Below are 15,823 nucleotides of genomic sequence, written 5' to 3'. Positions count from 1 at the left end.
AGTATGCCAAGTGCTTAAACTATCATATCAGATCAATATGAAGAATAGATGAACAGCAAATCGTTCATCTATCGTCGATCTTACCATCAACGGAATTAGGATTATATCAACGAATTTGAAAAAAAATCCAAAAAGTAAGATTAATCTCTTCACAAAATGAACGATATGAACTAAAATGAACTTATATGAACGTAAAGTATAAAAAATTGCACTTATTGAGAGGATGACTACTAATGGAAAACCGCTATGTGTCTCACCCGAACGATGTGAAATCTTTTGATACAAATCGACTACGTGAAGAATTTTTGATCGAATCTTTATTTCAAACGGATGAACTTGTAACCGTTTACAGCCATGTGGATCGTTATATTGTAGGTTCGGCCGTTCCTGCGTCCAAAGAGATCAAATTAGAAGTAAATCTTAAAGATATTGGAACAGACTTTTTTTTAGAGCGTCGTGAGATTGGGATTATCAATATTGGAGCTCCCGGTAAAGTAACCGCAGATGGTCAGGAATATGAAGTAGCTGCTAAAGAATGTCTGTATATTGGACTGGGTACCAAAGAAGTTACTTTTTCAGGTAGTGGTAATGAACCTGCTAAATTTTACTTTGTATCCACACCAGCTCATCATCAATATCCAACCGTAAAATCAACGCAAGAAGATGCTACACCTAGTCATCTGGGAGATATCAAAACATCGAACGAACGTACCATTTATAAATATATTCATCAAGGCGGTATCAAAAGCTGTCAGTTAGTGATGGGGATTACAGAACTTGCTCCCGGTAATATGTGGAATACAATGCCTTGTCATACTCATAACCGTCGTTCAGAAGTGTATCTGTATTTCAACTTGGATGAGAATGCGACTGTGTTCCACTTTATGGGCGAACCGCAAAATACCAAACACCTTGTTGTACGTGATGGACAAGTAGCAATTTCTCCAAGCTGGTCGATCCACAGTGGTGTCGGTACGAGCAATTATACATTCTGCTGGGCAATGGCTGGAGAAAATCAAACGTTCGATGATATGGACGCGGTTGCTATGAAAGATTTAAAATAAACCCAAAACCATTCCGGAATGATACTGGAAGGGACGGGGGAATTATGAGTGCATTAAAGCGTCATGAACGCATTATGGAAATATTAATATCTCATCAAGAAGTAACGGTTAGTCAATTGAGTGAGATGATGAATGTAACTGGTAAAACGATTCGTGAAGATTTAGCCAAGCTTGAAGATATGGGATTATTAACCCGTGTTCATGGCGGAGCGGTTCTGGCACAGAATGATCAATATGGTATTCTATCCGGTCAAGGGACGAATACTAAGCATATGCCTGAAAAGGCAGAAATCGCAGAGCGAGCTCTTCGCTATATTCAACCGAACGATATTATTGCGTTAGATGGAGGCAGTACCACGCTTGAGATCGCCAAAAGACTGCCTTCTTTTCCATTAACCGTAGTCACTAATGATCTATTTATCTTAAGTGAACTGGCAAAGCGTGAACAAGTACGGTTGGTTGTACCGGGCGGAGAACGGACACGAAATATGTTGATCAGTTCGCAGGCGGTAGAGTATGTACGGGGGCTTAATATTCACAAAGCATTTGTATCATCGACAGCTCTTCATCCTGAATTTGGATTGTCGATCTATACCGGTGATCTGGTTCCTTTCAAAAAAGCATTGGTCGAAACAGCGCAACACGTCTATGGTGTGGTCGATCATCAAAAGTTCGGACAATTTGCATTGTGGACATTTGCGACTTGCCAACAGCTCGATATGATTATTACCGATAGCGGTTTGTCTACCGAGCAAGTAGCTCATTTCCAACAATCTAATATTCCACTGGATATCGCTTAAAGTAATTCGCTTGTGAAGAGAGGATGATTATATTCATGAATAGTTTTGATTTGACGGGTAAAGTAGCTCTAGTGACGGGATCAAGCGGGGGTCTAGGACAAGGAATGGCACTAGGGCTTGCTCAAGCAGGCGCAGATATTATCTCGGTCTCGTATTCGAGTAGTAAAGATACGGTTGATAAAGTACAAGCTTTAGGACGTGAAGCGCTTGAGATCGAAGCGGATCTAAGCAAGCATGATACGTTAGAAGATGTAGTCCATCAGGCGTTAGCTTTTAAAGGCAAAATCGATATTCTGGTTAACAACGCAGGGATTATCCGACGTGCTCCAGCGGTTGAACATCCGTGGAAAGATTTTGCAGATGTGATTGATATCAACTTGGAGACGGTGTTCTATCTATCTCAATTGGTTGGTCGCCATATGATTGAGCAAGGAAGCGGTAAAATTATCAGTGTAGCTTCGATGTTATCGTATCAAGGTGGTATTAATGTACCAGGTTATACCGCAAGTAAGCATGGTGTAGCAGGCATTACCAAAGCCTTAGCCAATGAATGGGCAAGCAAAGGGATTCAGATTAATGCGATTGCACCGGGTTATATGTTGACTGATAACACTGCACCGATTGTTGCTGATCCTGCACGATTCGATGCGATTACAGATCGTATACCAGCCGGTCGTTGGGGAACTGCCGCAGATATGCAAGGGCCGGTCGTCTTTTTGGCATCCAAAGCGTCTGATTATCTGAACGGGCATGTTATTTGTGTAGATGGCGGATGGATGGCACGTTAATTGGAACTTTATCATCATTAATTTCAGCAGAATATAGATGCTAGAATGAACCCAAGAAAGGCAGTGTGATGATGAAACAAGGAGTACTTGCACATATCTATGGACAATTACCGCTTACCGAACTAGCTGCTAAAGTATCTGAAGGTGGATTCACTTCGGTTCAGTTAGCACTTGCCAAAGCGATCTCAGATATCGATACGTCTAATGGTCGATTAAGCCCGGGGCTTGCGAATCATATTGCTGAACAGTTTGATCGTCAGGGCGTACGGATTGCTGTACTGGGTTGTTATATTGATCCTGTTCATCCTGATCTTAGTGAACGTCGTCATGGCATCGAACGATTCAAAGAACATTTACGATATGCACGTGACTTTGGCTGTAGTATGGTCGCTACGGAAACAGGCGGATATACAACATATCAAGCATCCGAGCCAGAACGTTATGCTGAAGTGGGTTGGCGTGTTCTACAAGAAACCATGTCTGAACTAGCAGAAGAAGCAGATAAATGGGGCGTACATATGGCAATAGAACCTGTTGCTGATCATACGCTTCACTCGACTGAGCTAATGGCTCAATTGATAGAAGAGATTCCTACAACAGCGATTGGGATGCTTTTTGATCCTTGTAATATGATGAAAAAAGAACATCTGGAGAATCAAGAAGCTTTTCTGCGGGATACATTTGAAAAGTTGGCAGATCGTATGTTGTTGATTCATGCGAAAGATTTTGATTTTGCACCAGATGGCAGCAAGCCTTATCGTACAGCAGGTACAGGTATACTGGATTATCCGTTATTTTTCCGCTTGCTTAAGCAGTATAAGCCACATATCGATATTTCACTGGAAGGTGTACCGTTAGAAGACCTTCCACAAGCTTCATTATATATGCGTCAAATCTGGCAAAACGTACAATCTTAATAGGTGATCGACTACCATTTTTCGATTTCCTCCTCTGAAAGAACAGCCGTATATCAAGGGCTGTTCTTTTTGTATAAATGTAAAATAAATGGCGAAAATCTATTGAGTTAATAGACTTGTCTAGCTAATGTCTGGTTAAACGCTTCCTGCAATAATAAGGTTTCTGCTTTCTGATTGACTGCATGATCGCCAAGTATAGCATCCATAATAAAAGCATCATTTAGCATCTGCTGGTACAAGGAAATAATTTGGCTATCTGACCATTCTGTTAATATCTTTGTTTCGGCTGGAATAATCGGAATATGAGCTTGTTCAACCAAACGAAGATTTTGTTTGATTGCTGTAGCTATCTGGAGTAATGTCTGTTCATTTCTTGCAGTGTCGATATCTACGATTCCATCCTTGGTGTAGAAATGCTTATTAGCAATAGCTATGGCAGTATGCGAAATATGGAAAGCCTGAATATTTGACTGGATATCGTAATGTAAATCTACTAATTTGAAAAGTTGAGCAAGCTGGGTTACTCTTTCAGTTTGTGTTCCATCTATTTCACCAAAAATAGTTCCTTGATGCTTTTCAGTGCTAAATTGGGCATATAAAACACCATTTTTGAGATCTCCGCCTGCACCCGGGAACCCCGGCAGTAATCGATCACCAACAAGATCAAGCCACGCATCATATCCAACAGTGTTAGTCAGGGTAACAATAGTTTGGCTCTGGTTGTTTTTAAGCACAGCAAGAGCAGACTCGGCTTGATCATAACGTACAGGAACAAGGATAAAATCATAAATATCATCGTCAGCAAGCTGTTCAATCGTTGGGATAGAAATGTGCTTGATCGTTCCGCTGTCATTGTATCGCAAGCCATGGTGTTGTAAATCTTTTAACCTTTCGCCTCTGGCTAATACAGTAACATCTACTCCATACTGAGCCAATCGAAGTGCATATATACTGCCAACCACGCCAGCGCCAAATATCAAGATTCTATCTTTAGCTATATTCAATTACATTCTCCCTCTCTGCAAATCATAGTTACAGATTGCTCATGCCATATCTGTCTGATAAAATAATAGTGTTGTCTAATGATGATTTCAATCGACAGATGCAGTGAAAAGTTGTATAAACAACATATTCTGAAGTCTGATGTCTAAGAAGGTGTTCATGATATGGAAAAACAACAAGATCCGAGAGTTTTGCGTACAAGACAGTTAATTCGAGAGTCTTTCATAGAGTTGTTGCAGAGTATTCAATTTGAGTCGATAACGATAAAAGATATTGCTCAAAAAGCTACGATTAATCGTGCTACATTCTATACTCATTATGAAGATAAATATGCACTACTGGATGAGGTTATAGAGCAAGCTTTCAAAGAGATGATTCCTGAACAGGTAATACATGCAGAGGCATTGACAGAAGAAATAGGAGACCAGATCATCTTGCTTACTTATCGTTACATTGTAGATTTTCATCAGACATGCAGGCTGGATTCCAAATCAATTGCTACTCTAGTAGATAGCCAAATCAAAGGTATGCTACAAAAAACAATTGAAGATATATTATCAAAAGAAAAGGAAAATCATCAGTATATAGAGATTCTAGCAGCGATCACAAGTTCAGCAATTTATAGTGCTACTTATCAATGGTTTAGGTTGGAGAAGAATAGCCATGCCGACTTATTGTTAGATATTGTTCGCCCTTATATTATGAGAGGGTTATCTAAACAGTTATAGAGATCTTATTTACCATCTTTAAATATATTTTGAAGAACAGCCTTGATCCTAAGGCTGTTTTTTTTGTAGAATGTGGCAAAATATTAAATGATTGCTATCGTCATAGATAAGCTTCATACTTTAAGTTCATGTTTAATTCTTCTTAACAGCTATATGAAGAAGCAGATAGGAATACCAAGAAGGAGGATATCATGACTCAATTACTACATCATCGCAATCGGAAAGTAGCATTGATTACTGGAGCAGGGATCGGGCTTGGACGAGGCATTGCCAAAGTACTTGCTCATAAAGGATATCGCATTGCACTTACCTATCATTCAGACTCGGATGATATTGATAACGTTACTCAAGAATTATCCCATATTTATGGAGCACAGCCATTTGCCATTCAGACCGATCTGACTCAACCGGATCAGCCGGAATCGATTGTGAAGCAGACGTTAGAGCATTTCGGACGTATTGATCTACTGGTGAACAATGCAGGTGGAGGGATCGGTTCAGCCTTGCTTGATTTGGAAATGAAGAATCTGGATCACTCGATTCATCTGAATTATCGTGCACCGATACTGGCTTCCAAATTTGCAGCTCAAGCGATGATTGATCAAGAAATTGCAGGCAATATTATCTTTATTACTTCTTCTCGTGCTGAACGGGCTTACCCTACAGATAGTATCTACGGAGGGATGAAAGCAGCTCTTATTCGCTCAGCCTCTTCATTTGCGCTTGAATTTGCTCCTTACGGGATACGAGTGAATTGTGTCGGCCCGGGGGCTACAGTCAATCGACTTGAACAAGATGCGATTAAAGAACCTCTAGGTCGCAAAATTCCACTGGGTCGTATGGGCACACCGGCTGATATTGGCGAAGCCGTAGCATGGTTATCTTCAGAAGAAGCTTCTTATATCACAGGTATTAATTTGCGTGTAGATGGCGGTCTGATTTTGCCCGGTATGCCTGAAGATATGTCTCCAGAAGCAGGCTATGGCTGGGGAACGATTCATCACCATTTAGATAAAGATTAATCCTCATTTTATAGGTGTAATACACGAAGCTTGCAGACTTCTATTGTTGAAGTATGCAGGCTTTTTATTATATTTTTGTTATAAATGAAAGTATCCTTCATGAAAACTTCATTTGACTATAAGCTCCATTTTCCTCATAATTGGTAGTAGTTTAGAATGATTATAAATTGCATGCAATTAATTGTAAAAATTATCTATAATGTCTTATTTTATTATCATATACTCAATCATTTGAGTGTGGAGATCATACTCATCTTAAAATATGGAGGAATTCAATATGTATAAATCAATTATTGTTGGAACAGGTCCTGCTGGACTTACAGCCGCTATCTATCTTGCTCGTGCTAATCTTAGCCCACTCATTATCGAAGGACCACAACCGGGTGGACAATTAACAACGACTACAGAAGTTGAAAATTTCCCGGGCTTCCCTGATGGAATTATGGGTCCTGAATTGATGGACAACATGCGCAAACAAGCAGAGCGTTTTGGAGCAGAGTTCCGTACTGGTTGGGTCAATAGTGTAGATTTGGCAGATCGTCCGTTCAAATTGCAAGTCGAAGGCATGGGCGAATTGGTGACGGAGACATTGATCATTTCTACAGGAGCTACTGCTAAATATTTGGGTATTCCAAATGAACAAGATAATATCGGACGTGGTGTAAGTACTTGCGCAACGTGTGATGGATTCTTTTTCCGTGGTAAAGAAATCGTAGTTGTCGGTGGAGGAGACTCTGCTCTAGAAGAAGCTAGTTTCTTAACTCGTTTTGCTTCTAAAGTAACACTGGTTCACCGTCGCGAAGAATTGCGTGCTTCCAAAATCATGCAAGATCGTGCTCGTTCTAATGACAAAATCGAATGGGCTTTGAACCAAAACCCACTTGAAGTCGTTGCTGGCGATAGCGGTGTAACAGGACTTAAAGTGATGAACAACAACACAGGACAAGAAGAAATCATTCCTGCACATGGCGTGTTCGTAGCGATTGGTCACCATCCGAATACAGGTTTCTTAAATAATCAATTGACAACAGATGCCAATGGTTATATCGTATCGAATCCAGGTACTTCAGAAACGAATATTCCAGGCGTGTTCGCTTGTGGTGATGTGCAAGATACTCGTTACCGCCAAGCGATTACAGCAGCAGGTAGTGGATGTATGGCTGCAATGGACTGTGAGAAATTTATTGAAGCTTTGGAACATCAAGAAGTCGTTATGGGTTAATATCTACACTAACTTCACATATATAACGTATACAGATAGCAGAATCGCTTCATGTTCTGCTATCTACATAATCTAATTTAATCAAAGGAGTGTTACATTATTATGGAAAAAGCGATCGTTTATACAAGTACAAACTGCCCACATTGCAAGCAGGTGAAAAGTTTTTTGAATGATAAAGGTATTGAGTTCGAAGAGCGTAATATCGAATTGGAAGAAAAATATGCAGAAGAAGCTTGGAACATGGGTGTACGCGCAGTTCCAGTCACATTGATCGGCGAATACAAAATCATGGGTATGAATATGACTCAATTCAACAAAGCTTTAGCAGAAGCATAAAATAAGCAAAAAAATAAACGGTAGCCCGGATAAAGGGTTGCCGTTTTTTTGATGTTGACTGCAACAATAATAACAAAGGAAAGATATCATACTGTGCAAAAAATGAGCTCTAGTTGCTTGAGCAGATATCACGTTTTTTTATTCAAGTTTTTTTCATTCAAGTACTAAGGTGGTATCTAAAACAAAAACTGGGTCACCGCACGAAAAATCATAAAGAATCCAAAACCGGCAATCAAAAAGGAAACGCCCTGTTTGCGTCTTGCTTGTGAGAAGTTAAACACACTCAGGCTGACTAATGGCACGATAATAAAAGAAAATAAAAACAACATTACGTAAAAAGGCAGCGAAATGTCGGCAGTTCCCAACAGATTCATGGTAGCTCTCTCCGTTTCACATTCGTTCGTGTTGCATAACACATAACGAAATTATAGACCGAAAGAGCAACTGATTTTACACTAAAATAAGGCAAATTTACGTCAAATTTAAGATAAATAATTCACAATTGATACCAAAATTAATCAAAAATGTGTCTGACCTCTATTAAATCGATACTTTGACCCGACCTAGAAATTGCGAAACTGCCATATACGCTGTACCAATTACAGTCGATTGATCGCCTAATTCAGAATATTGAATCATTAATTTTTGTCGGTGATACGGCAAGGTGCGTCTGGATACTACTTCTTGTAGGTAAGGATCGATCCAAGGTTCTGCTTGTCTCATATGTCCACCGATAATGACTAATTCAGGATTGAACCCATTGACCAGATTCGTTATCCCGATACCAAGATACTCCCCTATTTTCTGAAATAAATCTCGGGCTTCCGGTTCATCGAATTCAGCACGTCTGACCCAATCGGCTGTCGTACTACCCGGAATCGGTTCTTTGATCGAATGATCATAAGCAAGCTCAGAAGCATACAACTCCCAACATCCCTGACTACCGCAAGAGCAGGGAAGACCGTAAGATTCCACAGACATATGCCCTGTTTCCCCAGCATAACCGCGCGAGCCTTTGTACAATTCGCCTTCAATAATAATTCCTGATCCTATTCCTGTGCCTACACTGACATAGACTAGATGTTGTGCTTGTCTACCTGCACCAAACTGCAATTCGCCTAATGCCCCCGCATTCGCTTCATTATCGACAATCACCGGAATCTGAAAAAGATGCTCTAATTGCTCCCGCAAAGCGACACCTTCCCATCCCAGATTGGGCGCAAACAATACATTTCCTTGTTCATCCACCATACCCGGTACGCCCACACCCATACCTACAATTCCATGGATCGAATCAGGCAGATGCTGCAATAATGTATTTACCTCTGCTTGTAGTTGCGCAATCACATCTGAGACTTGATGACTGACTAGAGAGGCTGTCGATTTGGCAATAATTTCACCTTCCAGATTAGTCAAAATCAATATAAGTTCATTCACTGTAATCTCGACGCCTGCGGCATAGCCTGCATTTTTATTAAATAGTAAAATGAGTGGCTTGCGTCCGCCACTGGATTGTCCTTGACCGGATTCTAGCACCAGTTGATCATCGATTAGCTCCTGCACTAGATTGGAAACGGTCGCTTTGTTAAGACCTGTAGATTGCGATACTTGGGTACGTGAGAGTGGAGCATATTGGCGAATATTATCGAGCACGAGCGATTTGTTTATTTTTTTGACCAGTGCTTGATCACCTGTGATTTTCATGGTTTTCTTCCTTTCAGATGACTATTCACTAACTTTGTTTAACCGATAGACAAAGTATATCATATATGTTAGGATAGCGATGTAAACGATTTCTTTTTGGTCATAATAGTAATATGGTTCTGCCCAATGATTGTTAGATGATCTACTTTAGGCGCACCTTCTCTGCTTGTTAAGCCGCTCTAAAAGAGATTTTTGTAACAATCTCCATACGAATGATAAGAGGAGGATTTTATTGATGGCTTACTTTGCAAATATTGAGAAAATTACTTACGAAGGTGTTCAATCCAAAAATCCATATGCTTTTAAATTTTATAACCCGACTCAAGTGATCGCTGGTAAAACGATGGAAGAACATTTGCGCTTTGGTATGGCTTACTGGCATACGATGGTTGCAGGTGGAGCTGATCCGTTTGGTGTGAATACAGCAGTGCGTCCTTGGGATTCGTATACAGGTCTTGATCTTGCCAAAGCTCGTGCAGAAGCTCTATTTGAATTGATGGATAAGCTAGATATGCCTTACTTCTGCTTCCATGATGTGGATATCGCTCCTGAAGGAGATAGCTTGCGAGAATTTTACAGCAATATTGATACAATTGTCGACCTTTTAGAAGGATATATGAAGCAATCCGGTAAAAAATTGCTTTGGAATACCGCAAATATGTTCAGTAACCCGCGCTTTATGCATGGTGCAGCTTCTACAAGTAATGCAGATGTGTATGCTCATGCAGCCGCTCAGATCAAAAAAGGTCTTGAAGTGGGTAAACGTCTAGGAGCAGAAAACTATGTGTTCTGGGGCGGTCGTGAAGGGTATGAGACGCTACTTAATACAGACTATGCGCTAGAGCAAGATAATATCTCGCGTATGTTCCATATGGCAATTGATTATGCCAAAGAAATTCAGTTCGATGCTCAATTCTTGATCGAACCCAAACCAAAAGAGCCAACAAAACATCAATATGATTTTGATGCAGCCACAACGATTGCATTCTTGCAAAAAAATGGTCTGGATAAACATTTCAAATTGAACTTGGAAGCAAACCATGCCACGCTTGCAGGTCATAATTTCCAACATGAATTACGTGTTGCTCGTACCAACGGCATGTTGGGATCACTGGATGCCAATCAGGGCGATCTATTGATCGGATGGGATACGGATGAATTCCCGGTAGATCTGTATGCGGCGACGTTAACGATGTATGAAGTATTGCAAAATGGCGGTCTAGGCAAAGGTGGCGTTAACTTTGATGCAAAAGTCCGTCGTCCTTCCTTTGAGCCAGAAGATCTGTTCTTAGCTCATATCGCTGGTATGGATACTTTTGCTAAAGGATTAACAACAGCAGCTCGCTTGATCGAAGATCGTGTATTCGAAGACTTTATCGACAAACGGTACAGCAGTTTCCAAGAAGGTATTGGAGCAGATGTGTTGAGTGGTAAAGCAACATTATCTTCACTTGCAGAATATGCGCTCAATAACGAAACGCCTCGTGCAAATGAATCCGGTCGTGAAGAGTGGTTGAAATCGGTTCTTAATCAGTATTTGGTGACGGAATAAGAAGGAGACACTTTAAGGATTAGTTTGTGGGAATAGTGGGTGCAGTGGGATGGAGTTAAGGCGCTCCGAGAATCTGTTCTTCTTATCGTCGCTGGTAAGGTTGGATATCTTGGGTAGACTGCCGGGCAGTCGATATCCAACCTTAAAGGCGAGCGCTTCGCTCTTTCAGAAGAATAGATTCTCTTCGCTTGGGCGTGTGGTCACTGTGGATTAAGATATAAGATTAGAGCAAAAGATAAGGTCAAAGGCATGTCTCCCTTATTCCCTTGTGGGGAGGGAGGCATTTTTTGATGAGGTGAGCATTTTGGGAAAATGCTTTTGGTTTGATTTGGGTAGAAAGACAAGATGAGTATGGTAAGAATAAAGTTGTTGTTGTAATGATACGTGAATAGAATTATGAATTTTGAGATCTATATAACATAAACACATGTACAAGGAGGGGTAAGGATGAGTTATGTAATTGGGGTCGATTTGGGGACAAGTGCGGTGAAGACGGTGTTGGTGGATAAGCAGGGGAATATTGCTTATGAGACGTCTGAATCGTATCCGTTATCTCAGCCCAAAGCAGGGTATAGCGAGCAAAGTCCTGAAGATTGGGTGAAAGGGACACTAACGTCGCTCCGTCGGTTGGTCGAGATTTCAGGAGTATCGCCTGATGAAATTGAAGGGTTAAGCTTTTCGGGGCAAATGCATGGATTGGTATTATTGGATGAAGACAACCATGTGATTCGTCCAGCGATTTTGTGGAATGATACACGTACCAGCAAGCAGTGTCGTCAGATTGAACAGGTATTAGGCGATGAGTTGTTGCAGATTGCTCGTAATCGGGCATTAGAAGGATTTACGTTGCCCAAAATCTTATGGGTACAGGAAAATGAGCCTGAACACATGGAAGCAGCGCGTGTATTTTTACTCCCTAAAGATTATGTGCGTTATCAATTGACCGGTGATCTAGCGATGGATTATTCAGATGCCGCAGGTACATTGTTATTGGATGTAACAGGGAAAAAGTGGAGTGAGAAGATTGCTTCTGCTTTCCATTTACCGATGTCTTTATGTCCACGTCTAATCGAATCATTTGAAGATGTAGGTGGATTGTTGCCTGAAGTCGCTGAACAAACAGGACTGAGTGTGAATACACGTGTCTATGGTGGTGGTGCAGATAATGCGTGTGGCGCTATCGGTGCAGGGATTCTCAGCGAGGGACAGACGATGTGTAGTATCGGCACATCCGGTGTAGTGTTGTCTTATGAAGAACGTAAAGATTTGGATTTTGAAGGTAAAGTGCATTTCTTTAATCATAGTGAACAAGATGCTTTTTATATTATGGGTGTAACGCTGGCGGCAGGGTATAGTCTGGAATGGTTCCGTAGTGCATTTGGCAAAGATCTTTCTTTTGATCAATTATTGCATGGTGTTAATAATGTAGAAGCGGGCGCAGAAGGATTATTGTTCACCCCTTATATTGTAGGCGAGCGCACCCCTCATCCAGATGCGGATATTCGTGGAAGCTTTATCGGTATTGATGCCGCGCACAAGTTACCGCATTTTGCACGGGCTGTATTGGAAGGCATTACATTTTCACTTCGTGAATCGATTGATATTTTACGTGAATCAGGCAAAACGATTACTTCTGTGGTCTCGATCGGTGGTGGAGCGAAGAATGAGACATGGCTACAAATGCAAGCCGATATCTTTAATGCCGAGATCGTTCGTTTAGAAAATGAGCAAGGCCCAGCGATGGGAGCAGCTATGCTGGCGGCGTATGGCAGTAGATGGTTCCCGTCTTTGCAAGATTGTGCAGCAGCTTTCTTACGCCCAGCGAAGTCATATCAGCCGGATGCGAAGCGAGCTGAGAAGTATAATGAGTTGTTTGCGATTTATCAGGATATTTACGCACAGACAGCTGAATTGAATAAGCGATTAGCGGCTTTTCGAGGATAGATAGAAGTGTAGAACTCAACAATAACTTAAAACAAAAACCTTCTTTTACATTACAAAGAAGGTTTTTTGTTTTAAAGTGAACTTGTAGAATCGTGGTGTTTTTTAATATAAATTTCACTTTTACAAAGAATGTCGAAGGGTAAAAATATTTTTGATAAAAGCTTCTTTATGAGCTGTATATTCTTGAATACCTTCACTTTGAAAATTAACAAATGATTGTTTAATCGTCTGATATTCTATTTTTTTCTCTGGATGAGTATTTAGATAATCTCTAAAGAAAATAAGATTTTTCCAAATATCACTTTCGAACGGTACCATATGAATAAAATGAGTTTTGATCTCGAAATGAGTATCTTTAAATTTGGCATATACATATTCGTTTTCTCTTTGTAATTTCAAACGATAAAATCCAATCGTTTTCAAATACTCATCATAGGTGTCTACTTGATCTAAATGATCGACTCCAAGAAGAATATCGATGACAGGCTTGGATTTGATATTTGGTATCGCTGTGCTTCCAATATGCTGTACTCTAAATTCTTGTAATGATGTAACAGCACATATACTTGTTTTGATTTCTTTAAATAGTATGTTCCAATAAGGATCATAATCAACAAGCTTTACTTGATTTTTGGCAATTCCCAATTCGTTTTGCATAGAGTTACACATCCTTTAGTATAGATGAAGTATATAACTTGATAACAGCTAATTAGGAAGGATAATCCATATGAAATTGCGTATCCCATTGATACTTTTATCTTTGAGTATAGCTTTATACTTATCCTATTATATAGGCTTGATCTGGGATGATAGTACTCAACAGCTATCTTATAGTTTATTTTTAATAAGTTTTATATTTTTATTTGAAAAAACAAAGATGAGTGAACAAAAAGTGAATAAGTTGGTAGGGTTAGCTATAGGGGGAGCTGCGATGTTTTTAGGCTCTCTAGTAGAAACTCAAGATTGGTCATATCTGATGAACATACTGATATAAAAAAGGAGCAATAGCGATGAAAAACAAAAATATTCCGATCACAATCTGTATTACAGTCGTGATCAGTGCATTTATTTTTCATTTTGGAATAGAGTACTACAAAAAACAAGTCACTCAAGAAGTCGTCAATTATTTGGTACTTGAACAAGGTTATCAAAGTACAGATATTGCTGAAATCAAAACGTATATCAGTAAAGCACCTGTAGTCAGCGCAAGTGTAATATTCAAAGACGAGCGAAATGCAATGTATATGTATAAATCCAACAATGGACAAATGGAGCAATACAGTTGTATTCCTGCTATTAATGATTTGAAGCAAAAATATATCCATGCAGAAAATCCATAATTATTATTCTATATATGAGAAATTTAAAAGTATTAATAAAGTAAATTATATTGAAGTTATACGTAAGCATTTCGATGCTGATTACTCTATACTATACTCGTCCTTTTTCTCTTTATCACAAAAATGTTTAGTATCTGAGAATAAATGTGTAATAATAGACATATGTTTAAACAAGTGTCGGAGGAATTCGTTCCATTATACATTTCAAATGTAAGATACATGATTTTTACATTAAAAAGAGGAGGAATCGCAATGGACAAACGGTACTGGTTGATTGGTGGAGTAAGTGGTGCGGTATTAGCACTTGCCGGAACAAGAATGGTATGGAATACAGCGGTCAAAGCGCAGACGCCTAAGCGTATTCCTGTAGAGCACAAGCCTGATATGCCTTATCAAGATATTGAATTTGTAAGTGACGGACTGAACATTCAAGGATGGTTTATTCCAGCGATGACTACGGAGAAGAAAGAACATTCAGCAGATAACCAAAGCTCCCAAGATCAAGCAGTTCCTTTAACGACAGTAGAACTTGCACCGCTGATGATTATTGCTCATGGTTGGGGTTCTAATCGTTCTCGGGTGCTTCGTTATATTGAACCGTTATGGCAAGCAGGTTATGCGATCTTAATGTATGATGCACGTAGCCACGGACATAGTGATCCAATCGAAGCTCCTTCTGCGTATACATTTCGTGATGATATTTTGGCGGCAATGGATTATGCAATTCGTATTGCTGAGATTGATCCCGAGCGAATCGGAGTGTTAGGGCATTCGATGGGTGGACTGGGAACGATTTTGTCGCTTCCTTATGGATTACCGGTACGAGCGGTCATTACAGATTCGATGCCTGCTCAATTTGAAAGTGTGCTCGAAGCTGAATTTAAGCGCCGAGGGTTACCATTATTTCCGATGGCAAATATTATTCCACGAATCTGGTTTTATCGTTCTCATATTTCACTCAAAGAATATCAGCAGAAAAATACAGTATTTTCAATCAATGAAGCACGCAAAGAAGCAGATTTGCCCATCTTAATGATTCATTCGCGCGGGGATGCCTTTATTCCACCGACAGAGTTAGAATTTGTGATGGGACAAGTTACTCCGCCGATAGAGACTTTATTTGTAAATACGAATGGACATAGTTCTTCGCAAAAAGACCCGCATTTCTGGGCAAAAGTTCTTCCTTTTTTAGATGAACATGTGAAGCATGCAGAGCCTAGAGTCAAAGCTATCACTCCACCACTAGCGATAACCAAGAATGTTACGCAGAAAGTAAACATTCGTAGATGGAAAAGTCCAATCACATGGCTTAAATCAGTAAACGAAAAAGCTTCTACAACCGATAAGTAAGATATAGCTATAGAGTAATATTATTCGTTAGTAATATAAAAATGGATACATATA

Annotated in this window: 17 protein-coding genes; 13 read left to right on the top strand and 4 right to left on the bottom strand. The window is 39.9% G+C overall.

All coding sequences use genetic code 11. The features are described 5' to 3' along the window. Nucleotides 1-233: 233 nt before the first annotated feature. From kduI to PO903_RS01580, 4 genes are all read left to right on the top strand, one after another. Nucleotides 234-1,064: a 5-dehydro-4-deoxy-D-glucuronate isomerase gene (kduI, locus tag PO903_RS01595; protein ID WP_069325643.1), complete on the top strand. Its 831-nt coding sequence runs from the start codon at nt 234-236 to the stop codon at nt 1,062-1,064. A gap of 44 nt (nt 1,065-1,108) precedes the next feature. Further along, a complete protein-coding gene (locus PO903_RS01590) occupies nt 1,109-1,864 on the top strand; it encodes a DeoR/GlpR family DNA-binding transcription regulator (RefSeq protein ID WP_069325642.1) in 756 nt (251 codons plus the stop codon). A gap of 35 nt (nt 1,865-1,899) precedes the next feature. After that, entirely contained in the window at nt 1,900-2,652 is a 753-nt protein-coding gene (kduD, locus tag PO903_RS01585) for a 2-dehydro-3-deoxy-D-gluconate 5-dehydrogenase KduD (protein WP_137225285.1), read from the top strand. A 68-nt stretch (nt 2,653-2,720) separates the two neighbouring features. Next, nucleotides 2,721-3,569, top strand: a complete 849-nt coding sequence (locus PO903_RS01580; RefSeq protein ID WP_350339076.1) for a sugar phosphate isomerase/epimerase family protein — start codon at nt 2,721-2,723, stop codon at nt 3,567-3,569. 107 nt (nt 3,570-3,676) lie between these two features. On the opposite strand, the gene PO903_RS01575 is transcribed toward PO903_RS01580, so the two are convergent. After that, nucleotides 3,677-4,573: a ketopantoate reductase family protein gene (locus tag PO903_RS01575; protein WP_069325639.1), complete on the bottom strand. Its 897-nt coding sequence runs from the start codon at nt 4,571-4,573 to the stop codon at nt 3,677-3,679. A 162-nt stretch (nt 4,574-4,735) separates the two neighbouring features. On the opposite strand from PO903_RS01575, the gene PO903_RS01570 reads away from it, so the two are divergent. The 4 genes from PO903_RS01570 (at nt 4,736) to PO903_RS01555 (ending at nt 7,879) form a co-directional block, all read left to right on the top strand. Then, nucleotides 4,736-5,299 (top strand): TetR/AcrR family transcriptional regulator, encoded by a 564-nt coding sequence (locus tag PO903_RS01570; RefSeq protein ID WP_069325638.1) that lies wholly within the window; start codon nt 4,736-4,738, stop codon nt 5,297-5,299. Nucleotides 5,300-5,490: 191 nt separating this feature from the next. Further along, nucleotides 5,491-6,321 carry an SDR family NAD(P)-dependent oxidoreductase gene (locus PO903_RS01565; protein ID WP_069325637.1) on the top strand — a complete coding sequence of 277 codons (831 nt, stop codon included), beginning with the start codon at nt 5,491-5,493 and terminating at the stop codon, nt 6,319-6,321. A gap of 277 nt (nt 6,322-6,598) precedes the next feature. Continuing rightward, nucleotides 6,599-7,543 (top strand): thioredoxin-disulfide reductase, encoded by a 945-nt coding sequence (gene trxB / locus PO903_RS01560; protein WP_069325636.1) that lies wholly within the window; start codon nt 6,599-6,601, stop codon nt 7,541-7,543. A gap of 102 nt (nt 7,544-7,645) precedes the next feature. Then, nucleotides 7,646-7,879, top strand: a complete 234-nt coding sequence (locus tag PO903_RS01555; protein WP_069325635.1) for a glutaredoxin family protein — start codon at nt 7,646-7,648, stop codon at nt 7,877-7,879. Nucleotides 7,880-8,055: 176 nt separating this feature from the next. On the opposite strand, the gene PO903_RS01550 is transcribed toward PO903_RS01555, so the two are convergent. Continuing rightward, nucleotides 8,056-8,253 carry a hypothetical protein gene (locus tag PO903_RS01550; RefSeq protein ID WP_069325634.1) on the bottom strand — a complete coding sequence of 66 codons (198 nt, stop codon included), beginning with the start codon at nt 8,251-8,253 and terminating at the stop codon, nt 8,056-8,058. Between the two features lie 166 nt (nt 8,254-8,419). Beyond that, nucleotides 8,420-9,583: an ROK family protein gene (locus PO903_RS01545; protein ID WP_273592431.1), complete on the bottom strand. Its 1,164-nt coding sequence runs from the start codon at nt 9,581-9,583 to the stop codon at nt 8,420-8,422. A 235-nt stretch (nt 9,584-9,818) separates the two neighbouring features. Here PO903_RS01545 and xylA point away from each other — a divergent pair, with 235 nt between their 5' ends. Beyond that, nucleotides 9,819-11,135: a xylose isomerase gene (gene xylA, locus PO903_RS01540; RefSeq protein WP_069325632.1), complete on the top strand. Its 1,317-nt coding sequence runs from the start codon at nt 9,819-9,821 to the stop codon at nt 11,133-11,135. Between the two features lie 447 nt (nt 11,136-11,582). Further along, complete coding sequence (gene xylB, locus PO903_RS01535; RefSeq protein ID WP_273592430.1) at nt 11,583-13,079, top strand: xylulokinase; 1,497 nt, start codon at nt 11,583-11,585, stop codon at nt 13,077-13,079. 120 nt (nt 13,080-13,199) lie between these two features. Here xylB and PO903_RS01530 read toward each other — a convergent pair whose 3' ends face one another. Continuing rightward, the gene (locus PO903_RS01530; protein ID WP_273592429.1) at nt 13,200-13,736 is read right to left on the bottom strand and encodes a GrpB family protein; all 537 of its coding nucleotides are present in this window, start codon (nt 13,734-13,736) and stop codon (nt 13,200-13,202) included. A 70-nt stretch (nt 13,737-13,806) separates the two neighbouring features. On the opposite strand from PO903_RS01530, the gene PO903_RS01525 reads away from it, so the two are divergent. The 3 genes from PO903_RS01525 (at nt 13,807) to PO903_RS01515 (ending at nt 15,769) form a co-directional block, all read left to right on the top strand. Beyond that, a complete protein-coding gene (locus tag PO903_RS01525) occupies nt 13,807-14,073 on the top strand; it encodes a hypothetical protein (RefSeq protein ID WP_069325629.1) in 267 nt (88 codons plus the stop codon). A 16-nt stretch (nt 14,074-14,089) separates the two neighbouring features. After that, nucleotides 14,090-14,419 (top strand): DUF3139 domain-containing protein, encoded by a 330-nt coding sequence (locus PO903_RS01520; RefSeq protein ID WP_273592428.1) that lies wholly within the window; start codon nt 14,090-14,092, stop codon nt 14,417-14,419. Between the two features lie 252 nt (nt 14,420-14,671). Then, a complete protein-coding gene (locus PO903_RS01515; protein ID WP_273592427.1) occupies nt 14,672-15,769 on the top strand; it encodes an alpha/beta hydrolase in 1,098 nt (365 codons plus the stop codon). Nucleotides 15,770-15,823: the final 54 nt, after the last annotated feature.

Origin of the sequence: Paenibacillus sp. PK4536 (assembly GCF_028594455.2) — a bacterium.
GTDB classification, from domain to species: Bacteria; Bacillota; Bacilli; order Paenibacillales; family Paenibacillaceae; genus Saccharibacillus; species Saccharibacillus nuruki.
This window is presented reverse-complemented; position numbering and strand designations above follow the sequence as displayed.